We start from the raw sequence: 21,678 nt of genomic DNA, 5'->3' as shown, positions 1-21,678 counted from the left end.
GCGTATCTGGCTATCCAGATACGCACGAAAAATATTACTGGTAAGTCACGGCATATTGCAGTGATGCGGTAACGGTACCCGCCGTTGGGGTGCCGGATGCGTAATAACGGGCAGAGTAGGTGGCAGAGCCAGAAGTTTCACCGGTCTGCAGTGTCAGATCACCGCTGCCGGTATAACCACTGGTCAGATTAACCACCGCATCTTTCGGATCGAGGATTTGTACCTCAACATTTTTTGCGGTTCCGGTGTTAGATAAATTACCGGCAGCGCTAACGTTATTCCCCACAAACACCGTCGAGATTTTGGTGGCCGAGGTACTGTCCCCGGCGCAGCCGCTAACGCCCACGGTGAAGGTGGTATCACCCGCAGTTGCACCAGAGGCAGCAAGGTCCGTAGTACTGACCGTTGGCAGCAGCACGACAGGGGACGCATTGTTGCCATTTACGGAAACAGAACAGGTTTCAGTGGTCACTTCTCCCTGAAAGTTGATGGTGTTATCTGAAGCTGCAAACACGCTGGCTGACACCAGCCCGGCACTGATTAACACAGCAAGATTAAGCGTTCTGAATTTGGTGTTCATTTAATACTCCTTTATCATAATTATGCGGAAAATAACTGATTGAGGCTGATGCCCATTTTCCGGCGAATGGCATCTTTGATGTTATAAACACGCTTGACTTCAACTCCCATTTCTCTGGCAATAATCGGTAGTGACAGTCCGTTCATCGCCAGATCAAGGAACCGAACTTCATCCTGTTTAAGTGCATTGACTTTTTTCCTGACCTCGCCTTTTAAACCGAAATAACAGCCCTGGATTTGTCTGTTTATCTCCTCCAGGGAAAAATCGGCATAAATCACAGTTTGTATACGCAGGTCCTCTTTTTGCCAGTACGCCGCAAGCGGCTCCATATGGCGATCACTGACGATAATCAGCATTAATCCCGTATGTTTCAAATACTCAATCCAATTGCTATTGGTAAAATACCTGACATTTTCCCTGGAGAAGTCAACGAATACACATCCTCTGCAAAAGAGGCTCTCATATTTTCCAGCGACCATGCTGAGTATGGATGAAGAGAAAAAATGATTCCCTCCAGGCCAGGTGGTAATTTTTTGCAACGGACATCTGTTATAAATGTCTGATGCGCGATGGGTGAGATCACAGCCATATTTACAACTGGCGCAGCGAATTTCCTCTCTGGTTATCTTTATCATAATATTTTGGCGTTGTTGCGAGAGTTGTGATTATTTTATCGATAAAAATCTCCGCGTTTCAAGGCGATGAAAATTATCCGCTATTTTCTTCATTCGGATTTTTCTTAAGTGGTCACCTCCACGGGCGGGAGTAATATTTGTTGAAAATTCGGGACAAAAAGGGCGACGACGCCCTCAGCAGTGCTGAGAGACCAGGATTTTTTTACGTCCGTTAGGAATATTTCGCAAATAACGCCACTTTGATCAATAAAAATTCCGCACTCAATGCTAAATATGAGCGAATTTTGTTCAGTGATCAATTTTGTATATAGCGGCCACTAAGATGGCATTGATAAATGATTTTTACTGACTCTATTATTGCTTTCTCCCTTACTTCATTGAAACGATCTGCATTTTAAATGGCTTTTATAAAAAAATTAGCGACGATATTTATAGTTCACATCCCATTTTATTAAGAATACTCCTGGTAACAAAGATGTTAATTGACGCACTTGCTATAAATATTGATCTAAATCAGTTATTTAGTGCATGGAAACATCACTATTTTGGTCAGTGTCATTAAAAGAAAAGAGATCTATATTTATTTCTTTCCCGGGCGTTATCATTCAGATTTTGTATACGAAGAATCATTCTTGCTGTGCGAAATTTACGTTCTGCTTTTTTGTCAGATTATACAAGATAGTTATTGGATGACAGGACAGAGCAGGGACGTTACGCCTCATTTTGCGTGTCGTTGATAGTGCTGAAAACGACCGGATGTCACTGACTCTTATTTTCAAGGCTCAGGGCAAAAGCATCACTGCGTTACGGTGACTGCCTTGCAATCGAAATGCGAATAGCCGGTATGAGTCCGGCTGACCAGACAGCCAGCAGAAAGCTGACTCAGGCTTTCTTGCTCATTACAGGATTAACCTGGCAAGGAACAGAGTGAAGAAAGCGTAGTTACACTTGGACGCGTTTACGACAATTTAGTGGTACGCACGGCAGACAACGAGGATGAACATAAAGCGGTGATGCATAGACGCCTCTACAGCATTTTTGTGGCCGACAGCCCTGATGAATGCGCTAATTTTCACGTAGCGACGTCACTGCTTAAGTTGTGCAAAGCACCTGAGCAGAGAAACGGTCAGAATGCGCAGCAGTGCATCCAGCCAGCCGCAAAGGGCGAAGTCGTCATTGCAGCGTCCGGCTGCAAATCTCCGATATCAGGTTTGTTGATGAGAGGATAGCGTGTAGAGTCGCTGAAGAAGATGTCCCGCAGGGAAAGCCATGCTGAATAACGTAGCATCACATTATTTCAGTTTCGGAACAGAGTAAACGACAGTAACAAGGTCAGGCAGACATTGTGATCGTTTCTGACAGATTTTGCTGTACAGAGGAAAACAGTCAGGATCAGCCCAAAATGGTGAGCAGACCATACAATAGAGCATCACGCTCCCGATCATAATCAATATGCGCATAATGTATATTATGTTAAATTAGATATTAACAGCGCACTTATCGCTTCGATACTGCTCCATTCTTTCCTGGTGTTCCGGCAATCGCACTGCCCTGCGTCTTCGAACTGATTCCTTCAAACTTACTGTCTGGTAAGAACCCCGGACGACGATTCGGTCCGGGGTTGGTTTCATGACCGGTCAGTTATTTGAGATGCGAACGCAACTCTTCACCCGCCTGATTAATAGCTGTTCTGACCGTGGGTTCCTGACTTAACGCGTTCAGCAAACCGTAATCATGAATCATGCCATTGTAGCGCGTTACGGTAACCGGCACGCTTGCTGCATCCAGCTTACGACCGAACGCTTCACCTTCATCACGTAACACATCCAGCTCTGCAGTCTGAATCAATGTTGGCGGCAGCCCCTTCAGCTGTTCAGGGGTGGCACGCAACGGTGATGCCAGGATGTTATTACGATCTTTTTCCGAAACGGTATAGTTATCCCAGAACCACTTCATCATGTTCTTCGTCAGGAAATGTCCGTCAGCAAATTGATCATACGACGCGGTGTCGAAACGCGCATCGGTAACCGGCCACAGCATCACATCATAACGGATGGCCGGCGTTTTAAACTGCTTCGCCTGCAAGGCAACCGCCGCCACCATGTTACCGCCAACGCTATTACCAACCAGCGCCAGACGTTTTCCGTCAACGCCAATGTCAGCGCCATGTTCGGCGACCCATTTAGTGGCTTCATAAGCCTGAGTAATTGCCACCGGGAAATGGGCTTCTGGCGATGGTCGATAATTGACAAATACCGCAGCAGCGCCGGATGCATTCACCATGTCACGTACCAGTCGCTCATGGGTCGGAAAATCACCCAGCACCCAGCCACCGCCGTGGAAGAACATAAACACCGGCAAGGTGCTGCTGGCGTGCTCGGGCTTAACAATGGTCAGCGTCAGAGGCTTGCCCTGTACGGTAATGATCTTCTGTGAAATCTGTGCCGGCGGCAGTTCTGCGCCCTTCTGCGCCCCCGTCAACACCGCTCGGGCATCTTTGACGGAGAGTTGCTCAATCGGTTTACCACTCCCGCTGTTGAGCGCCTTCAGGAAAGCGGCCACGCCTGCGGTCGGTTGCGGACTGTTTTCAGTGGGTGCAGCAAACGCGGTACTCATCTGGCTGGCTAACAATAATGCACTGGCGATCAGTTTCATTTTCATCACAGGGTTCCAATTAACTTGCTATTAAGTAGTGTGCTATCTGGTTGGCAGGACAATGACACGGCGAACCTGGATTGTAAACTACTAAATAGCACACTATTTATCTCAAGCTTTTACCCTCTCTGACTATTTTCGTCATTAACAGACTACTTTGCTGCTATCTGTATCGATTTTCAGCAATTAAGCACTGCGCCTGAGCACCTGAAAAAAGTTAAAAGCATAGAGTTTTTTTCTGGTTAAGTTCAGCATGGACGCCAACGGTGCTCGCTACCCTATCCCGCTGCCGCTGCTGAGTCCGTTCGGTTATACACCCTGTCTCGGTCAGACCTTTGTACGTATCCGGCTCGCTGACCAGACGTGCCGGATTCACATTCTCACGTCATTCGCGACGGAAAGCAGCCCGCCCACGAGTCGATACATGTCCGGTAGTTGATAACTGACGAGACGATTCTGTGGATAGATCAGAGGATTGCTATCGCTACGTTGCCCGCCAGGGGCCAGGCTTTGTTTTATTGCTGAATTCAGAGAGGATTTCATCTGGTGCCTCTGTTCCCTGATTAGCTATTACTGCACAGGTGCTGGACTATGATTAAGCAGAAACTTTGTATGATGTAACTAAAGACATTTTTCTTCTTTCTCAGAAATTTCACATTTCCTGCGGCTAAATATCTCTTTGCCCTCAGGCGCATTACTCTCTCTGCACTGTCACCCGACTTCAGACAATCAATAAAGGAAACATTGATGAAAACTTCATATGCCTTGATCGCAACATTACTGATGACCTCTGGCGCATCCGCTATCGCTGCTCAGCCTGCTACCGCTAAAAACCCACTGAGCGTGCACGTTCTTAACCTGCAAACTGGCCAGCCAACGGCAGGCATCGAAGTTGAACTGGATCAGAAGCAGCAGGATAACTGGGTGAAACTGGCATCAGGCGTCACCGATAACAATGGTCGCATCAGTGCCCTGTTCCCGCAGGACAAAACAGCCAGTGCGGGTAGCTACCGCGTGGTGTTTAAAACCGGTGACTTCTATAAAAAGAACAGCCAGAAAACCTTCTTCCCGGAGATCCCGGTTGAGTTCAACATGGAAGCCAGCGGTGAGCACTACCATATCCCGTTGCTGCTGAGCCCATTTGGTTACTCTACCTATCGCGGCAACTGATCCCGATCCGGCACTCAGGTGCCGGATCTCCCCTCTCCCGCTACCCGCGCCGGAAAGCACTCCACCAGCCAGTCGATAAATACCCGTAGCCGTTGCGTCACGTGCCGGTTTTGCGGATAAACCAGATGAAACGGATAACCCGCCGGACGCCAGTCGTGCAGGATCTCAACCATTTCTCCCTGCCGCAGAATCGACGACAGCGAATAATTAAATGTCTGAATGATCCCAAGCCCTGCCAGTCCCGCGGCCAGATGCGCGTTGCTTTCATTGACGCCAATGCGATGCGCACTGGTGATCTCAATTTTCTCTCCATGACGTTCGAACCGAAGCGGAAATGGCTTGCCGGTTTGCGGCGAGAGATAACTCACCAGTCGGTGTCCGTTGCGCAGTTCATCAGGATAGGCGGGCACGCCAAACGCTTTAAGGTAGGCGGGTGTCGCGCAGGTAATGAGCGTAGCGTGCCCTATCAGGCGGGCAATCAGTGAGGAATCGACCAGCGGACCGCCGCGGATCACACAATCAACGTTGTCACTGATAAGATTGACCGGGCGATCGGATACGCCCAGATCCAGCGTAATATCAGGATAGCGGGCAAAGAAATCAGGCAGCAGCGGAATCAGAACGTCCCTGGCGGTAGATCCGCCGACATCGATGCGTAACTGCCCACGCGGCTTACTGCGCAGTGAATTGAAACAGGCATCAATATCTTCGAGATCGTGCAGGATGCGCAGCGCTTTCTCATAGTATTCACGCCCTTCTGCGGTGACGGTCACGCGTCGGGTGGTGCGCTGCAGTAGCCTGACGGAAAGATGCGCCTCCAGCTCCTGAACCAGCTTACTCAGCGTCGCCTTCGGCATATTCAGCGAGTCCGCCGCCCGGGTAAAACTGCCGCTTTCCACCACCCGTGAAAAGGCTTTTATCGCCAGCAGCTGATCCATTCTATCCCCCTATTATCCACCCGTGTGGATAGTCATTTTCATTTTAGCGGATTTATCCGCCAATCCTCCTCTCTTACAGTAGCAATCAGTCCGGCAGCCCCGCTGACCGGGAATAACCCAAACTGTCTAAGAGACTATCCGGAGAAGAACTTATGAACGCATCACTCGCAGGAAAAATTGCACTGGTTACGGGCGGAACAAGCGGAATTGGCCTGGCCACCGCCCGGGAGCTGGCGGCACAGGGCGCACAGGTTTTTATAACCGGCCGTCGTCAGGCGGAGCTGGATGCCGCCGTCGCTGAAATCGGCGGAACCGTCAGCGGCATCCGCGCAGACGCCTCACAACTGCACGATCTCGATGAGGTTTACTCGAGAATTGCAGCGCAGGCGGGACGCCTCGATATTCTCTTTGCCAACGCCGGGGGCGGCGACATGCTGCCGCTGGGGGCGATTACTGAAGAGCATTTTGATCGTATCTTTGGCACTAACGTACGCGGCGTGCTGTTTACCGTACAGAAAGCCCTGCCTCTGCTGGTTGATGGCGCATCGGTAATTCTGACCGGATCGACTGCCGGAGCGCAGGGTACTGCGGCTTTTAGCGTCTACAGCGCCAGTAAAGCGGCAGTGCGCAATTTTGCCCGTTCGTGGGCGCTGGATCTGAAAGATCGCGGAATCCGGGTCAATGTCGTGAGCCCCGGCCCTGTCCGTACGCCTGGGCTGGGTGATCTGGTCAGTGAAGATCAGCGTCAGGGCTTGTTTGATGCGCTGGCAGCACAGATACCGCTTGGCCGCCTGGGTGAACCGCAGGAGGTTGCCCGCACCGTTGCGTTTCTTGCCTCGGATGCCGCCAGCTTTATCAATGCCGCAGAACTGTTTGTTGATGGTGGAATGGCACAGGTCTGAGACTCACCCTGTAGCTGAATATCAGCCCCTGGTGATTGTCATTATCCGTTACGCAGAATCCCGGTTCGCCGGGCGTGAGCAACAAAGCGCGCCTGGCTGAACCGTTCACGTAATAACCCCTGTCAAAGGCAGCAGGCTGTGTTGATCTGTAACCTGAATCCGGCACGCCGTCATAAAATGTCACGTTGAAGAAACACCCGCCTGGCAAATCCCCCGCTATAGTTATTGCCTGTCACGTCAGTCATAAAAACCATGGAGATAACATGAGCCAACTTTTTTCCACTGTCTCGCTGGGCGAACTTACGCTGGATAACCGCATTGTGATTGCGCCGATGTGCCAGTACTCCGCTGAGGCGGGCAATGCGACCGCCTGGCACCGTATCCATCTTGGCCAGCTGGCCTTTTCCGGCGCAGGTCTGATGATTATTGAAGCCACCGCCGTAGAGGATATTGGTCGCATCTCCCCAGGCGATCTCGGTTTGTGGAATGATGATAATGAAGCTGCGCTGAAAACGGTTCTGGAAGATGTCCGCCGCTACTCCTCTATTCCGGTTGGTATTCAGCTGGGCCATGCGGGACGCAAAGCGTCGTGTGCCGTACCCTGGGAAGGCGGTAAGCAGATTGCGCCTGAAGCCGGCGGCTGGCAAACCGTGGCTCCGTCCGCACTGAGCTACAGCGCGGATGAAGTGAAACCGGTTGCCATGCACACTGACGATCTGGCGAGGGTAAAACAGGCCTTTGTCGACAGCGCCCTGCGTGCGGTGCGTCTGGGAATTCAGCTCATCGAAGTGCATGCCGCACACGGCTACCTGCTGCATCAGTTCCTGTCGCCGCTGTCGAATCAGCGCAGTGATGAATATGGCGGCTCGCTGGAAAACCGTATGCGCTTCCCACTGGAAGTCTTCAAAGCCGTTCGCGATGCCGTACCCGCTTCCGTGCCGGTAGGCGTGCGCATTTCTGCCACTGACTGGGTTGAAGGCGGCTGGGAGATCAATCAGTCAATCGCCTTCTCGCGTGAGCTGGAAGCGCTGAACAGTGCTTATATTCATGTCTCAAGTGGTGGTTTGTCAGAAGACCAGAAAATCAGCGTCGGACCCAACTATCAGGTGCCGTTCGCCCGCGATATTCGTGAGCAGGTGTCGATTCCGGTGATTGCGGTCGGCTTAATTACTGAGCCGCAGCAGGCAGAAGATCTGCTGCAACAGGGTGAAGCTGACCTGGTGGCGCTGGCGCGCGGTATACTTTACGATCCGCGCTGGCCGTGGCACGCAGCCGCTGCGCTGGATGGTAAAGTCCAGGTTCCGCCACAGTATCTGCGTTCTGAACCGCACGATGTAAAAGGCATCCTGACGCAGGATCAGTAAGCTTTAACGGGCAGACCGTATTAACGGCGGTCTGCCCGTTCTCTTATAAAATGCCTTTCAGCCGCAGATGCTGCAGCAGCATGATGGTCTTGGCATCCACAATCTCACCCTGGTCAATCGCCTTTAACGCCTGGTCAAAACCGAGCTCAAGCACCTCAATATCCTCACCCTCTTCCGCTATTCCGCCGCCTTCACCGCTACGCTGCTGATCGCCATACTCGGCAATAAAAAAGTAGAGTTTCTCAGTAACCGAACCGGGGCTCATAAAGGCTTCAAATACCTTCTGCACATGGCTGACGCGAAAACCGGTTTCCTCTTCGGCTTCGGCAACAATACGCGCTTCCGGCGAGGCGTTATCCAGCAGACCGGCGGCTGCTTCAATCAGAAAGCCATCATGCCCGTTAAGGAAAATCGGAAAGCGAAACTGACGGGTCAGTACCACCGTACGTTTGTCACGGTTGTAGAGCAGGATCACTGCGCCGTTACCGCGGTCATAGGCTTCACGGCTCTGCTCCTGCCAGCGGCCGTCACGACGCAGCAGCGAGAACGTATATTTCTTCAGGGTATACCAGTTGTCTGACAGCAACTGCTCATTGATGATGCGCACGCGGGGATGGTTCTGCTGCATGATGCTCTCCAGGATAGGTAGACAGCCATCACGCTATCATGCACAATCGTGCAACTTCAAGAAAAAACATGCAAAGGCCAGTTATGCTATCCAGCCAGCGAAAACAGACGATTCTTGCCCTGCTCGCCCAGGAAAAACAGGTGCAGTCGCGGGACCTCAGCCAGCGCTTTGGCCTCTCCGAAGACTCTATCCGCCGCGACCTGCGTGAACTGGCGGCTGAAGGATTGTTGCAGCGGGTACATGGCGGCGCGCTGCCGGTTTCCGCTGCGCTGGCCACCTTTGAAACGCGCAAAAGCGTGCAGACTGCTTCCAAACAGGTTATTGCGCAAAAAGCCGTTTCACTGATCCAGCCGGGACAGATCGTACTGATTGATGGCGGGACCACCAGCGCGGAACTGGTGCGACTGTTACCCGCCACGCTGAGCTTTACCGCGGTTACGCACAGTCCCAGCGTGGCGCTGGCGTTAGCCGATCATCCACTCGTGGAGATCATACTGATTGGCGGGCAGCTCTATAAACATTCAGTGGTGACGGTGGGCGCAGCGATGCTGGAGTCGATCAACCGCATCAATGCCGATCTCTTTTTTATGGGCGTCACCGGCGTGCATCCGGCGGCGGGCCTGACCACCGGTAATTTCGAAGAGGCGACGGTCAAGCGTGCGCTGGCAGGACGCGCAGCGGAAACCGTGGTGCTGGCGTCAGCGGAAAAGCTGAACTCCGCCTCGGCATTTGCCATAGGCGACCTGTCGCTGGCCAGCACGCTGGTCGTGGAAACGCAGCCGGACGAGGCGCTGCGACAGGCGCTGAGCCAGCAGGGTGTGACGGTCATCTGAGTTCGTAGCAGGCCTGCAGCGCAAGATGCGGACCGGTCAATGGTCGCTGTGTGTCAGGAAACTGCTGTGCTACGGGCGTCATTGAGCTTTGCGCCAGGGCCACCGCAACGGCTCCCTGCTGATAAGCCTGCTCTGCTGCTGCTGCAATCAGTGCAAAATAGCGTGTTGTCTCCCCCGCTTTAAACGCCGCCCATGCTCCCTCCACCAGCACGACCTCCACCTGGCTGCCGGGCTGGCTGAAAAGTGCCCGCGTCGCCGCCAGCGTTGATTCTGCCGCACAGAGCGCGACTGTGCGCCCTGCCTGACGCTGCAGCGCCTCTGCCAGCATTCCGTCGGTGCGCATAACCCGATCCTGCGCGCTGAAATCACCGGCAACCGGCCCCAGCGTCGAGCAGGTGATCAGCACCGCATCGAACTGCGGCAGCAGCGTTTCAATCATTTGGGCAATACGGCGGCGTAAAGCAATCGTCATCCCGCCGCTGCGTTCCGCTTCTGCCAGCAGCGCAGGCATCACCAGATGATTCAGCGGTGGATTGTCACGCGCCAGTGCGCGGGCGGCATCATCAAATATCGCGATATTACTGGCCGCGGTGTGAAAGCAAAGAATGTTCAGGGTGAACTCCGGTACAGGTCAGATTGCGGATTGCCAGGCTGCATGCTGGATAACAACACGATAACCATCCCTGTCGATAAATGTCACGCCCCGTTGGTCCCAATAGGGATTAAATGAATTCAACCGCATAAATCCTGCCTCATCCATACAGGCACATCGGGCCAGCCAGTCAGGCCGTTGCGGAATGTAGAGCACCAGCAGGTCCTCATCTGTTGGCGATGGCCGGACGGGATGCGTGTGACAGAGCGTGAATTCGAGATGCCAGGCCAGCCCTTCAGCGCCCAGCATCACGCCACTGAACCCCTGATGATCAGTAAACTCACCGATTTCTTGCAACCCCAGCCCGTCACAATAGTTCTGACTGCTTTGCGTCAGGTCTGTCACCGGTCGGGCAATACGCAGATGCTGGATAATCATGGTTCTCTCCCTGTAGAGTTCACTGATATTTATCACAATCTTCAGAGCTTCCCGTGACGCCGGATGCGTGTCATGCCGCACTGCTGTTGACTCGCCTGCCCGTTTTTTGCAAGCGGATGTGAACAGCCATCAGACTGAATCCATGACGCCAATGGTCCTGCATCCGCTGTGTCCCCGTGGTTAGCACCCTATGCCCTGTTATCGGTAAATCAGCTTACCGCTCACAGCGCTAAACGCATTCCCGCCGTGGTCATCTACACTTTCCCGGTATTCATATGGTGATGCCCTGAGCATTGCCCGGCTATAAAAGGATGACAATATGACTGAACAAGCAACCCAGAACCATGCCTGGTTACTGGCTTCACGCCCACACGGTGAGCCGACCAAAGAGAATTTCCGCCATGTGGCGCAGCCCGTCCCGGAAATCAAAGAGGGTGAAGTACTGCTGAAAACCATCTATCTCTCGCTTGATCCCTACATGCGTGGGCGGATGGACGAGGGTAAATCCTACGCCGCGCCGGCAGAGCTGGATCAGCCGATGGTGGGCGGCACCGTCTGTCAGGTCGCCGATTCGAAAAACAGTGACTTCAAGACCGGTGACTGGGTGCTGGCACAGAGCGGCTGGCAGGAATATGCCGTCTCCGATGGCAAAGAGATTGCGAAGCTGGGCAACGATCTGCCTCATCCCTCATGGGCGCTGGGTATTCTCGGTATGCCAGGCTTTACCGCCTATATGGGTCTGATGGATATCGGTCAGCCGAAAGCGGGTGAAACCCTGGTCGTTGCCGCCGCAACCGGTCCGGTGGGCGCAACGGTCGGTCAGTTGGGTAAACAGAAAGGCTGCCGTGTCGTTGGTGTGGCGGGCGGTGAAGAGAAATGCCGTTACGCGGTCGATACGCTGGGCTTTGATGCCTGCCTCGATCACCACAGCGCCGACTTTGAAGAGCAGCTGAAAAATGCCTGCCCGGATGGCATCGATATCTACTTCGAAAACGTCGGTGGCAAAGTGTTTGATGCCGTGTTCCCGCTGCTGAACACCGCTGCGCGCGTGCCGGTCTGTGGTCTGGTCTCGGCTTACAGCCAGCGTGAGCTGCCGCAAGGCCCGGACAGAACCTCTCTGATCATGGCGGGCATTCTGAAACGCCGTATCCGTATGCAGGGCTTTATCATCTTCCAGGATTATGGTGACCGTTACCCTGAGTTCCTGGAGGCGATGCGTCCGCTGGTGGAGAACAAAAAAATCCACTATCGCGAGCACATGATTGAAGGATTAGAGAACGCGCCACAGGCGTTTATCGATATGCTGAATGGCAAAAACTTCGGTAAAACCGTGGTGAACGTCGGTGCCTGATGACGTTAGCGTGCCGCGTCACTGACGTGGCACGCCATTAATCAGTGCGGCTGCCGGGAAACGTGTTCGGCAGCTGCACGATTTGCCGCACTCACCGCTTCTGCCAGCGTTACCCCGCTACTCAGGCGCTGACACAACACGCCGACAAAACAATCCCCGGCACCGTGGGTGCTTACCAGTGTCACCTTCTGCGCCGCCAGGGTATGCGTCTCTCCCGCCTCGCTGTAAGCCACACCATGTTCACCAGCGGTAACCACCACTCTGGCAAACCGGCTGGCCAGCGATTCTGCCGCTGAGCGCGCCGACGTCAGATCCTGCACGCTAATCCCGCACATATCGCGCGCTTCAATGGCGTTCACCACCAGCAGATCGATACAGTTTTCAAACGCGGCTGACAACGGCCGGGCGGGCGCGGCATTGACGCAGACCGTAATCCCCCGCTGCTGTGCCGCCCGGGCCGCACAGAGGTTCACCGCTTCAGGGACTTCATTTTGCAGCACCAGCAGCGACACCTCCTGCCAGAAGCCGGGTTGCTCAAAGGTCTCCAGCGGGATCTGCTGATTAGCATTGGAGACCACCACAGCACCGTAATCTCCTTCGGCATCGGTAATCGCCACGCTCATCCCGGAGGGAAGCGCATCAATGATGCTGACGGCGGTGCAATCGACCCCGGCCTGCTGCAAATTATCCAGCAGGAATTGCCCCTGCTGATCGCGCCCCACTGAACCGGCGAAGCGCACTGCGGCACCCGCGCGTGCCGCTGCGACGGCCTGATTACCCCCCTTGCCACCAAACTTATAGTGACAGGCGCTGCCCATCACCGTTTCGCCTTTTTCCGGGCGATGGTGTGCATCCAGCATAATGTCGTAGTGAAGACTGCCGGTGACTGCAATTTTGCTCATAGCTAGAATTCCCGCAGATCCTGAACCGCATGCTGGGTTTTCATCAGGTTCTTCTCCGCCCGCTTCAGATCTTTCTTGGCGATAGCGACAAACAGCGCATCCAGAATATTGAGCTGGGCGATGCGTGACGCGGCGTTTTCACCCAGCAGATGCGATCCCTGAGAGGTTGAATTGAGGACCACATGCGCACTCTTCGCGATCGGGGATTCGGCGTAGTTGGTAATGGCGATAACTTTCGCGCCATTCCTCCCCGCCAGTCTGACCGGATCGTTCACCGCGCGCGTAGCACCCGAATGGCTGATGGCGATAACCACATCGTCATCAGATAACACGGCGGCTGACATCAGCATGATGTGGGCGTCGTCATAGGCAGTCGACTTAATGCCAATCTTCAGCATCTTGTGTGACAGGTCCCGCGCCACGGCGGCAGAACCGCCCACGGCGTAGAGATCGATATGACGCGCTTTAAAGATAATGTCCGCCGCACGATTGAATTCAGAAACATCCAGAATCGATAAGGTCTCTTCAATCGCCTGGATAGAGGTTCTGAAAACTTTGGCCAGCAACTGCTCCGACGAATCATCCGGCTCAATTTCCGCATGCAGCCCTGCCACTTCAGACTGGTTGTAATAGATCAGGCCACTTCTGAAATGCCTGAAGCCGGTGAAGTTAAGTTTTTTGGTAATCTTAACGATCATCGCTTCAGAGACATTATTCTCCCGCGCAATCTCCTTTAATGAGGATTGCTCGGTAATGTCGGTTCGGGCAATTATCGCCTCAGCTACCCGACGTTCTAACGGCGTCAGCTGGGGCAAACGCATACGAATCTGAGCGCCAATGGCTCGCGGATCTTGCTTCATTACTTGCCTCGGGTCGCCCGGTCAATCAACATCGCTATGATAATAATAAGGCCGGTAGCGAGCAATTGGTAAAAGGCCTGAATGTTCAGTAAGGTCAAGCCATTACGTAATGCACCGAGGATAACCACGCCGATCAGCGTTCCGAAGATACTGCCCTTGCCGCCCATTAACGACGCACCGCCAATGGCCGCCGCCGCAATCGCATCCAGTTCCCACAGGTTGCCGATGGTCGGTTCGGCAGCCCCCAGGCGACCAATCAGAATCAGCGAGGCCAGTGAGGCAAGCAGGCCGGAGAAGATATAGACCGTGACCTTGGTGCGCTTAACCGGCACACCCGCGACCCGCGCCGCCTCTTCATTGCCGCCAATCGCCAGAATATATTCCCCCAGCGGGGTCTTATTCATCACCGTCCACAGCAGCAGCGCAATCACTGCCACAATCACAATCGGCGTGGGGATACCGAAAAGCGTACTGTTAATCAGGCTGCGAAATTCCAGCGGAATACCGAAGATGGGATTGCCGCCGGTGTAGATCAGCGCTATCGCCCGGAACAGCGACAGGCCGCCCAGCGTGACAATAAACGGCTGCAGCCCGGCATAGGCGATCAGCGTGCCGCTGAACAGCCCGCACATCGCGCCCACACCCAGCGTCGCGAGGATCGCCAGCGGCACCGGCACGCCCGATGCCATCAGGGTTGCACCCAGCACCGCAGAGAGCGCCGCCGTGGGACCGACCGAGAGGTCAATCCCGCCGGAGATAATCACCAGCGTCATGCCCAGTGCAATCAGGGCGTTGATTGAGGACTGCTGCAGAATATTCAGCAGATTAGGCAGGGTGAAAAAGACCGGCGACAGAAACGAAAATGTCACCACGATAATCAGTAAGCCAATTAAGGTACCGGCATCACGCAGATTAAATTTAAGCCGCAGCGCAGGTCGGGTACCCGGCCCGGTAGATGTCTGAGTTGTCATAGTTATAACCTTAAATAGTGTCAGGTAAGCGGTCAGGCGGTCTGGTCGATATCTTTGATGGCATAACGGGCAATGTTCTCTTCGGTGATCGCGCTGCCGGTTAACTCTTTGGTTATCCGGCCCTCGCGCATCACCAGCACCCGATCGGAGATGCGCATGATCTCGGTCATTTCTGACGACACCACCACAATGGCTTTGCCCGCCTGGGCCAGTTTTTCAATCAGGTGATAGATTTCAGACTTGGCACCAATATCGATACCGCGCGTCGGCTCATCAAACAGAAACACATTGGCATCCGCCGCAACCCAGCGGCCGATGATCACTTTTTGCTGATTGCCGCCGCTCAGCGTGCCGATGGTTTTCTCAATGTCGAGCGGGCGCAGTTTCAGGTCTCCCATGACCCTCAGCGCCTCGCGGTCCAGCCGGGCCTGGTTCATCAGCCCCGCCGACGTGAAGCGGTGCATCGACGGCAGCGCCATATTCATCTTCACCGCCCGCTCTTTGATAATGCCCTCTTTTTTGCGGTCTTCAGGTACCAGGCCAATGCCCGCCTTGATCGCCGCACGCACGTTGTGGTTCTTCACCGCGGCACCGTTGACGCTCACCGTGCCACGGGTGCGCCTGTCGATACCGGCAATCAGCTTCAGCAGTTCGGTGCGCCCCGCGCCGACCAGCCCGGCAATGCCCAGCACTTCGCCCGCACGAACGCTGAAGTTTGCCGCCACCACCTCATTGCCACGCGTCAGATCCTCTACCCGCAGCACTTCGCGATCGGTGACAAACGCCTGATGGTCAAGCTTGTCGATCTTCCGTCCGACCATTTTGGCGACGATGCTCTCCTCATCCTCATCACTGATATTGACCACCCCAACCTGCTTTCCGTCACGCATAATGGTGGCGCGGTCGCAGACCCGGAAAATCTCATTCATCTTGTGCGAGACATAGATCAGCGAGACGCCGGTCGACTTCAGATCGCCAATCAGCTCTGCCAGCCGGTCAAATTCGCGTGGCGTCAGGCTGGAGGTCGGTTCATCCATGGCAATGATTTTGGCGTCATCCAGCAGCGCCCGGGCAATCTCAACGATCTGCTGCTGCGATACCTTGAGGTTCCTGATCGGCGTATCGGGATCGATAGTGGGATCCAGCGTCTTCAGAATCAGGGTGGCCCGCGCCAGCTGGGCCTTTTTATCCACCCACCAGCCCCCGGCGCGGGTCAGCGGGCGACCCAGAAACATGTTCTGCGCCACGGAAAGCTCAGGCACATGCTGTAACTCCTGGTGGATCATCGCGATCCCGGCCTGACGGGCGCTGAGCGGACTGCGGATCTGCACCCGGTTTCCATTGACGCTGATCTCTCCGCTGTCCGCGCCGCGAACGCCGGAGAGGATATTCAGCAGCGTCGACTTACCCGCGCCATTTTCCCCAATCAGCGCGTGCACCTCGCCGGGCCGCACTGAGAAATCGACATCCTGCAGCGCGGCGGCGTTACCGTAACTTTTGCTGATGCCACGCATCATTAAGCGAAACTGTTCCATACCCGCTCCCGCTGACTTATTGTTGAGCCAGCAGCTGACGCAACCGGTTGTTGTCTTTGGTTGAGAACGCCTCAACATTCTCTTTGGTGATCAGCGCCTGAGGTGTCGAGACAACGCGCGACAGTTTCTGTCCGTTGATCAGCCGGATAATGACGTCCATCGCCACTTCACCGGTCAGCACCGGGAAACTGTCGACCGTGCCGGTCAGCTCGCCGCGCTTAATCGAGGCGTAGGCATCGGAAATACCGTCAGTGCCAAAGATGGCCACCTGTGACGCTTTGTTCTGCGCGCGTACCGCCTCCACCACGCCCAGCGCCATGGTGTCGTTGTTGGCGTAGAAGCCGATTAAATCAGGATGCTGCTGCAGAATGGTCGATGCGGCGTTAAAGGCCTGCTCGCGACTCCAGTTAGCGGGCACGCTGGCCACGATGGTGAACTTCCCGGCGCTGTCCAGCGTCTCTTTAAAGCCACGGGTGCGCTGTCCGGCGGCATAAACCCCTGGCTGCCCTTCAATCACCGCCACTTTGCCGCCCTGCGGATGGTGCTGAATAAACCATTTCGCCACCCGCACGCCATTGTCCTTCTGGACGTTGCCGACGTAGTAGCGCGCATTCGGCATCACCGCATCATTAACGTTCACCACCGGGATATTTTTACTGTTGGCACTCTCCAGTGCAGGCTCCAGGTTGATATCGGTCTGCGGCGAAACCAGCAGGCCGTTAAAGCCCTGCGAGATCAGGGTTTCCGCAATGGAGAGCTGACCAAGCTGATCGTCTTCATTGGCCGCCGCCTGATAAGCGACAGTGAAACCATACTTTTTCGCCGCGTTCTGGTAGCCCTGGCCGAGTGAGCGCCAGTACTCATTGGTCAGGGTTTTCGATACCCCGCCAATCTTCAGCGACTTATCGACTTTTGGCAGTGCGCCATATTTGGTGTCGAGCTGGGTCCAGTCGGTGCGATCCGGTTCAGTATCGGATTGCAGCGGTGCCAGTTCTGCCGCATAAACCGTGCTGCAGAGCAGTGAGGAGGCGATAAGAGCAAGCAGGCGTTTTTTCATATTTTATTCTCAGGGTGTTGGGTAGAGGTGTGATGTTTTTATGATTAATCGGCTGTCAGCGGGCCAGCATGATGTCATTGACGATCTGCTGAGAGGCCACCGCATCCTGGCGCCCGATGGCCGCCAGTAACGCCGCGTTGTCGTGCAGCTGGTCACACAGCCTCAGCAGACGGGTCACGGTCGCAATATTGCTTTCTGCTTCACGGATCGGGTCAAGACCGCTGGCATCCGGGAAGGTATCGAAGTAGTAGGCACCGCGGTAGCCATCACGCTGCATCTGCCAGAGAAACTCCAGCGTGGCGCGTGGGTTGACTGAGCCGACCATCAGGCCGTCATCACGCTTGCCCCAGCCGTCGTTAAGGTCCAGCCCCAGCAGCCGTGAGCGGCGCGCCACCATGGCGGCGGCGTAAGCCGGGATCTCATTGGCAAACAGTACATGAGCAAAATCCAGGGTGATCCCCAGGTTGGCGCAGCCCGCCTCTTCCACGGCCAGCAGACAGGTGGTGGCGTTGGGAAAGATGCTGTAGGCGCGTGGCTCATTGGGTTTATATTCGATGCTGACGTCAACGTCCGGTGCATACTCCGCCACTTCACGCACGGCGCTGACCGCATCCTCCCAGATTTTCTTATAGTCCGCCTGGAAGCAGTAATCGAAACCGTCCTGCCCCATCCACAGCGTCATCAGCCGTGAACCAAATTCCCGACCCGCGTCAATGCCCCGTTTGGTCAGCTCAATCGCTTCGCGACGCACTTTCGCGTCGGGATGCGTAAACGCGCCGATTTTGAACTGCGGCGCGTCCCAGCGCATCTGCATACCGTTAACGGCCAGACCCGCATCACTGATCGCCTGGCGCAGTGTGGGGATATCGCTGGTGAGATGTTGCGGAAAGTTGAGGTCGAGATGCGTTAAGCCTTTGACCTTGCCTGCACGGGCAACCATCTGCAGCACAGAGGGCTTACCCTGCTGATCGGGCCAGTAGAGGTGCGCCCCCGAGGCGAAAGAGTTAAGACGGGTAGCAAATTTCAGTTCCGACATGAGCATCAATCCTTCAGAGTGCGTATTGTGAAGTACTTTTCGTATTCACGATTAATTGTGAAGTCATATATTAATCTACGCCTCGCGGCTTAATGCGCAAGTCTGTCAGGCAGGAGAAATCGTTAAAGCGGGAGCGCTGTCACGAAATGGTTTCGATGCGTTATCAGATGCTGTGAATGCGGAGATGAAAGAATTGAGATGAAATACAACAGGTTGTCGCGCGAAGCCGGGTGTGAGATCTGGCAGGCAGAGGTGTGAAAAAAGCTGAGCGCCAGGGCGGCGCTCAGCGGGTCGGTTTTTTAAAAAATCACTTCAGACGGAAAGCGACAACGCTGTCGCCCGCCGTGGTACCGAGCGAGCCGTGGCCGCCCGCGGCAATCACCACATACTGCTTGCCATCTTTGCCCATAAAGGTGGATGGCGTGGCCTGCGCTCCGGCACTCAGTTCAGTCTGCCACAGCAGTTCGCCGGTGGTGCTGTCGTAAGCACGGAAGAAGTTATCTGCCGTTGCGCCGTGGAACACCAGATCACCCGCCGTCAGCAGCGGTCCGCCGTGCGCCACCATGCCCATCGGGAAACCGAGCGGGAAGCGGCCAGGCAGGAAGCTGGTCTTGAGGTTTTTGGTGGTGCCGACGCGGCGCAGCCATTCGGTTTTGCCGGTGGTCAGATCCACACCGACCATCCGTCCCCACGGTGGCGCGATGCAGGGAATACCCAGACCCGACGCCATCTGCTGGATGTGGATAGCGTAGTCACCGTGGAAGTTCTCATTCCAGTACGGCGTACCATCTTTGGTGAAGGTACGCTGGGTTTCAGTTTCCGGCGTGCGTCTGATGAGGTTGTATTTGTAAGCCAGGCGTACCGGTGCCGCAATCAGCATCTGACGCTGTGGATCAACCGCTACTGAACCCCAGTTAAACACCCCGATGTTGCCCGGGAAGATCAGCGAGCCTTTCTCCGTTGGCGGCGTCCACGGGTTACCGTCATAGCGCAGCTCACGGAACGTGGTGCGGCAGGCCATCTGGTCAAACGGCGTAATGCCCCACATTGACTTCTCAGTCAGCGGCTGCGGAATGAAGTTCAGGCTGGAGACCGGCTGGGTCGCCGCATACTGCTCGCCTTTAATACCATCCGTGGAGACCTTAACCTGCTCTACCGGATAAACCGGTTCGCCGGTCAGGCGGTTCAGCACAAACAGGTTGCCGGTTTTGGTCGGCAGGATCACCGCCGGTTGCGGTTTGCCCTGATAGTTGATGTCCACCAGCGACGGCTGTGACGGATTATCGCGATCCCAGAGGTCGTGGTTCGAACTCTGATAACGCCATTTGAACGCACCGGTTTTCAGATCCAGTGCCACCAGCGCATCACGGAATTTTTCAGTGTTGCTGGCGGGATCGCGTTCAAGTCCCACTTCATCCGGCGAGGCGTTACCAAACGGCACATAGACCAGGCCGTTTTTCAGATCGGCGCTCAGGGTGGCCCAGGCGACCGGGGTATCCTGCGGATAGGTTGCCCCTTCAGCGACCGGTGCGGTGTTATCCGGGTTAGCCGGATCGAAGTTCCACACCAGACGACCGCTGACGGCATCATAGGCACGGATCACACCTGATGGGTTACCGCTGTTGAAGCCGTTATCCATCACCGAACCGCCGACAATCACCAGGTTGCCCGCCACCAGTGGCGCGGCAGTCTGCATCAGCGCGTGCGGACGCACCTCGCCCATGTTGGCGCGCAGATTCACCACACCGTTGTCACCAAAGTCAGCACAGGCTTTACCGGTATCGGCATCCAGCGCCAGCAGGCGGGCATCGGTGGTGGCATTGAAGATACGCTTGCGGCAGATGGCCGGCGATGCGCCCGTCTGCGCCTGCGCCTGCTGACCGGCATCGAAGTAGCTCACGCCACGACAGGTCTGGTGCTGCTGCAGATAAGAGCGGTTTTTATCCGGCGTCGTTTTCCACTTCACCGCACCGGTTTCCGGGTCAAGAGCATGGACTTCGTTGTGCGGCGTACAGAAGTAGAGCATGCCGTTGGCTTTCAGCGGTGTCGCTTCAAAGGTGTATTCGGTCGCATCATCACCCTGACGCAGGTCGCCGGTGTGATAGGTCCAGGCCACTTCAAGATCTTTCACGTTATCTTTAGTGATCTGCTTCAGCGCCGAAAAGCGCTGGCCATCTGTGGTTCCGCCATAGGCGCTCCACTCTTCAGCGGCACCGCCGGTCGCAGAGGCGTTGCGCGGCGTATTAATGGCGCCCTGCTGCGGCAGCGGATCGTAGAAGCAGAGACCGATGACCAGCAGCACCATCAGGACGACGGAACCCCCGAGGAAAGGATGGAAACGACGCTGCCCCTGATAGAGCGGACGCACCACCCACGGCAGCGCCAGCCAGAGACCCAGCACGCCAAACAGGTCGCCGCGCGGGATCCACTGCCATTTGTCGAAGCCCACTTCCCAGATAGTCCAGAACAGAGTCATCCACATCAGCAACGCATAAAGCGTCAGTGCACTGCGTTTTTTCATCAACAGCAGAATCGCGCTGAGCAGAACGCCCACGCCCATCAGCGCATAGAACGCGCTGCCTCCTGCAAGCAGGAGTTGTCCTCCCATGTAAATCAGGGCGATAGCAAATATCACCATGATTATACTGGTTATTTTATTGATCATGATCCATCCTCGGGTCATTAGCGGCAATTGAAAGGTTAAGCTGGAAACATAAATTCAACGAGATTTTAACTTACGCACGAAATATGTAAAAACGTGTATAAGCGTTAATCATTAGAAATATTTATTATAAATGTCACCTGTTAATGCGGTCAGGCCGCTTTTTTTACTTTCTGAAGGGCTGATTACGGGATATCCATCACAAAAAATTAACCATAGGCTGCTAACGACCGCACCTTTTGTTCAAAGGCGATTAATTAACAGACAAGCCGCCCTTCTGTAACGCCAGCTAAAGTGTGCCCGACGAAAGTTTTTCAGAGTCAAATAATCATAATGGTTTATTAACTCTGCTCTGAAATAACTCTTATTGCTGAAATCGGGAATGTTCTGCCCTGCTGTTATTATTGGCGGCTTCATCAACGCTGGTGCGGTGTCGCTGCTGTTCAAATGATTTAATTGTGCCAGCCTGAACGCGTTTTTTATTATTTTCCTGAAAAATAACACTCAGGAAATAGATTAATGAACAAAGGGATTTTGCCGATGAAAACGATTTCAGATATTCCGTAGCA

Annotated in this window: 19 protein-coding genes; 5 read left to right on the top strand and 14 right to left on the bottom strand. The window is 54.7% G+C overall.

Going from position 1 to position 21,678, the window contains the following annotated elements; genetic code table 11:
* Positions 1–34: 34 nt before the first annotated feature.
* The 3 genes from AC6I8B_RS09945 to AC6I8B_RS09935 all read right to left on the bottom strand — a co-directional run bounded on the left by AC6I8B_RS09945 (position 35) and on the right by AC6I8B_RS09935 (position 3,876).
* Complete coding sequence (locus AC6I8B_RS09945; protein ID WP_033767254.1) at positions 35–580, bottom strand: fimbrial protein; 546 nt, start codon at positions 578–580, stop codon at positions 35–37.
* A gap of 20 nt (positions 581–600) precedes the next feature.
* On the bottom strand, positions 601–1,215 hold the full coding sequence (locus AC6I8B_RS09940) for a LuxR family transcriptional regulator (protein WP_487345377.1): 615 nt from the start codon (positions 1,213–1,215) through the stop codon (positions 601–603).
* Positions 1,216–2,856: 1,641 nt separating this feature from the next.
* Positions 2,857–3,876: an alpha/beta hydrolase gene (locus tag AC6I8B_RS09935; protein WP_157352156.1), complete on the bottom strand. Its 1,020-nt coding sequence runs from the start codon at positions 3,874–3,876 to the stop codon at positions 2,857–2,859.
* A gap of 741 nt (positions 3,877–4,617) precedes the next feature.
* On the opposite strand from AC6I8B_RS09935, the gene uraH reads away from it, so the two are divergent.
* On the top strand, positions 4,618–5,040 hold the full coding sequence (gene uraH / locus AC6I8B_RS09930; RefSeq protein WP_157352152.1) for a hydroxyisourate hydrolase: 423 nt from the start codon (positions 4,618–4,620) through the stop codon (positions 5,038–5,040).
* 14 nt (positions 5,041–5,054) lie between these two features.
* Here the strand turns inward: uraH and AC6I8B_RS09925 are convergent, their stop codons facing one another.
* The gene (locus tag AC6I8B_RS09925) at positions 5,055–5,978 is read right to left on the bottom strand and encodes a LysR family transcriptional regulator (protein WP_157352149.1); all 924 of its coding nucleotides are present in this window, start codon (positions 5,976–5,978) and stop codon (positions 5,055–5,057) included.
* A gap of 152 nt (positions 5,979–6,130) precedes the next feature.
* Here AC6I8B_RS09925 and AC6I8B_RS09920 point away from each other — a divergent pair, with 152 nt between their 5' ends.
* Both AC6I8B_RS09920 and AC6I8B_RS09915 read left to right on the top strand, forming a co-directional pair.
* Complete coding sequence (locus tag AC6I8B_RS09920) at positions 6,131–6,880, top strand: glucose 1-dehydrogenase (protein WP_033787857.1); 750 nt, start codon at positions 6,131–6,133, stop codon at positions 6,878–6,880.
* A 263-nt stretch (positions 6,881–7,143) separates the two neighbouring features.
* Entirely contained in the window at positions 7,144–8,244 is a 1,101-nt protein-coding gene (locus tag AC6I8B_RS09915; protein WP_010670145.1) for an NADH:flavin oxidoreductase/NADH oxidase, read from the top strand.
* Positions 8,245–8,287: 43 nt separating this feature from the next.
* On the opposite strand, the gene AC6I8B_RS09910 is transcribed toward AC6I8B_RS09915, so the two are convergent.
* On the bottom strand, positions 8,288–8,872 hold the full coding sequence (locus AC6I8B_RS09910) for an NUDIX domain-containing protein (protein WP_010244931.1): 585 nt from the start codon (positions 8,870–8,872) through the stop codon (positions 8,288–8,290).
* A gap of 83 nt (positions 8,873–8,955) precedes the next feature.
* Between AC6I8B_RS09910 and AC6I8B_RS09905 the strand changes: the two genes are divergently transcribed.
* Positions 8,956–9,705, top strand: a complete 750-nt coding sequence (locus AC6I8B_RS09905; RefSeq protein ID WP_010670143.1) for a DeoR/GlpR family DNA-binding transcription regulator — start codon at positions 8,956–8,958, stop codon at positions 9,703–9,705.
* Here the strand turns inward: AC6I8B_RS09905 and AC6I8B_RS09900 are convergent.
* Positions 9,698–10,216: a glutamate racemase gene (locus AC6I8B_RS09900; RefSeq protein WP_157352888.1), complete on the bottom strand. Its 519-nt coding sequence runs from the start codon at positions 10,214–10,216 to the stop codon at positions 9,698–9,700. The genes AC6I8B_RS09905 and AC6I8B_RS09900 overlap by 8 nt on opposite strands.
* Positions 10,217–10,336: 120 nt before the next feature.
* Positions 10,337–10,735, bottom strand: coding sequence for a VOC family protein (locus AC6I8B_RS09895; protein ID WP_010244934.1), 399 nt, complete (start codon positions 10,733–10,735; stop codon positions 10,337–10,339).
* 319 nt (positions 10,736–11,054) lie between these two features.
* Here AC6I8B_RS09895 and curA point away from each other — a divergent pair, with 319 nt between their 5' ends.
* The gene (curA, locus tag AC6I8B_RS09890; protein WP_033771767.1) at positions 11,055–12,086 is read left to right on the top strand and encodes an NADPH-dependent curcumin/dihydrocurcumin reductase; all 1,032 of its coding nucleotides are present in this window, start codon (positions 11,055–11,057) and stop codon (positions 12,084–12,086) included.
* Positions 12,087–12,127: 41 nt separating this feature from the next.
* Here curA and AC6I8B_RS09885 read toward each other — a convergent pair whose 3' ends face one another.
* The 7 genes from AC6I8B_RS09885 to AC6I8B_RS09855 all read right to left on the bottom strand — a co-directional run bounded on the left by AC6I8B_RS09885 (position 12,128) and on the right by AC6I8B_RS09855 (position 21,112).
* A complete protein-coding gene (locus AC6I8B_RS09885; protein ID WP_157352144.1) occupies positions 12,128–12,988 on the bottom strand; it encodes a PfkB family carbohydrate kinase in 861 nt (286 codons plus the stop codon).
* A gap of 2 nt (positions 12,989–12,990) precedes the next feature.
* Positions 12,991–13,848, bottom strand: a complete 858-nt coding sequence (locus AC6I8B_RS09880) for a MurR/RpiR family transcriptional regulator (protein ID WP_010244943.1) — start codon at positions 13,846–13,848, stop codon at positions 12,991–12,993.
* Positions 13,848–14,819, bottom strand: coding sequence for an ABC transporter permease (locus AC6I8B_RS09875; protein ID WP_010244946.1), 972 nt, complete (start codon positions 14,817–14,819; stop codon positions 13,848–13,850). The genes AC6I8B_RS09880 and AC6I8B_RS09875 overlap by 1 nt, the downstream gene beginning before the upstream one ends.
* A gap of 32 nt (positions 14,820–14,851) precedes the next feature.
* Complete coding sequence (locus AC6I8B_RS09870) at positions 14,852–16,354, bottom strand: sugar ABC transporter ATP-binding protein (RefSeq protein WP_033787875.1); 1,503 nt, start codon at positions 16,352–16,354, stop codon at positions 14,852–14,854.
* Between the two features lie 16 nt (positions 16,355–16,370).
* Positions 16,371–17,411 carry a sugar ABC transporter substrate-binding protein gene (locus tag AC6I8B_RS09865; RefSeq protein WP_031592324.1) on the bottom strand — a complete coding sequence of 347 codons (1,041 nt, stop codon included), beginning with the start codon at positions 17,409–17,411 and terminating at the stop codon, positions 16,371–16,373.
* Positions 17,412–17,466: 55 nt separating this feature from the next.
* Positions 17,467–18,447: a TIM barrel protein gene (locus tag AC6I8B_RS09860; RefSeq protein WP_022625661.1), complete on the bottom strand. Its 981-nt coding sequence runs from the start codon at positions 18,445–18,447 to the stop codon at positions 17,467–17,469.
* Between the two features lie 307 nt (positions 18,448–18,754).
* Positions 18,755–21,112 carry a membrane-bound PQQ-dependent dehydrogenase, glucose/quinate/shikimate family gene (locus tag AC6I8B_RS09855; RefSeq protein WP_157352141.1) on the bottom strand — a complete coding sequence of 786 codons (2,358 nt, stop codon included), beginning with the start codon at positions 21,110–21,112 and terminating at the stop codon, positions 18,755–18,757.
* Positions 21,113–21,678: the final 566 nt, after the last annotated feature.

It is taken from the genome of Pantoea sp. X-Soil-ISGK-285 (genome assembly GCF_059730815.1).
This window is presented reverse-complemented; position numbering and strand designations above follow the sequence as displayed.

What these genes read in the sequence shown, in the direction of transcription:
- AC6I8B_RS09945 (WP_033767254.1), bottom strand. Translation starts at nt 580, where the DNA reads ATGAACACCAAATTCAGAACGCTTAATCTTGCTGTGTTAATCAGTGCC.
- AC6I8B_RS09940 (WP_487345377.1), bottom strand. Translation starts at nt 1,215, where the DNA reads ATGATAAAGATAACCAGAGAGGAAATTCGCTGCGCCAGTTGTAAATAT.
- AC6I8B_RS09935 (WP_157352156.1), bottom strand. Translation starts at nt 3,876, where the DNA reads ATGAAAATGAAACTGATCGCCAGTGCATTATTGTTAGCCAGCCAGATG.
- uraH (WP_157352152.1), top strand. Translation starts at nt 4,618, where the DNA reads ATGAAAACTTCATATGCCTTGATCGCAACATTACTGATGACCTCTGGC.
- AC6I8B_RS09925 (WP_157352149.1), bottom strand. Translation starts at nt 5,978, where the DNA reads ATGGATCAGCTGCTGGCGATAAAAGCCTTTTCACGGGTGGTGGAAAGC.
- AC6I8B_RS09920 (WP_033787857.1), top strand. Translation starts at nt 6,131, where the DNA reads ATGAACGCATCACTCGCAGGAAAAATTGCACTGGTTACGGGCGGAACA.
- AC6I8B_RS09915 (WP_010670145.1), top strand. Translation starts at nt 7,144, where the DNA reads ATGAGCCAACTTTTTTCCACTGTCTCGCTGGGCGAACTTACGCTGGAT.
- AC6I8B_RS09910 (WP_010244931.1), bottom strand. Translation starts at nt 8,872, where the DNA reads ATGCAGCAGAACCATCCCCGCGTGCGCATCATCAATGAGCAGTTGCTG.
- AC6I8B_RS09905 (WP_010670143.1), top strand. Translation starts at nt 8,956, where the DNA reads ATGCTATCCAGCCAGCGAAAACAGACGATTCTTGCCCTGCTCGCCCAG.
- AC6I8B_RS09900 (WP_157352888.1), bottom strand. Translation starts at nt 10,216, where the DNA reads ATGCCTGCGCTGCTGGCAGAAGCGGAACGCAGCGGCGGGATGACGATT.
- AC6I8B_RS09895 (WP_010244934.1), bottom strand. Translation starts at nt 10,735, where the DNA reads ATGATTATCCAGCATCTGCGTATTGCCCGACCGGTGACAGACCTGACG.
- curA (WP_033771767.1), top strand. Translation starts at nt 11,055, where the DNA reads ATGACTGAACAAGCAACCCAGAACCATGCCTGGTTACTGGCTTCACGC.
- AC6I8B_RS09885 (WP_157352144.1), bottom strand. Translation starts at nt 12,988, where the DNA reads ATGAGCAAAATTGCAGTCACCGGCAGTCTTCACTACGACATTATGCTG.
- AC6I8B_RS09880 (WP_010244943.1), bottom strand. Translation starts at nt 13,848, where the DNA reads ATGAAGCAAGATCCGCGAGCCATTGGCGCTCAGATTCGTATGCGTTTG.
- AC6I8B_RS09875 (WP_010244946.1), bottom strand. Translation starts at nt 14,819, where the DNA reads ATGACAACTCAGACATCTACCGGGCCGGGTACCCGACCTGCGCTGCGG.
- AC6I8B_RS09870 (WP_033787875.1), bottom strand. Translation starts at nt 16,354, where the DNA reads ATGGAACAGTTTCGCTTAATGATGCGTGGCATCAGCAAAAGTTACGGT.
- AC6I8B_RS09865 (WP_031592324.1), bottom strand. Translation starts at nt 17,411, where the DNA reads ATGAAAAAACGCCTGCTTGCTCTTATCGCCTCCTCACTGCTCTGCAGC.
- AC6I8B_RS09860 (WP_022625661.1), bottom strand. Translation starts at nt 18,447, where the DNA reads ATGTCGGAACTGAAATTTGCTACCCGTCTTAACTCTTTCGCCTCGGGG.
- AC6I8B_RS09855 (WP_157352141.1), bottom strand. Translation starts at nt 21,112, where the DNA reads ATGATCAATAAAATAACCAGTATAATCATGGTGATATTTGCTATCGCC.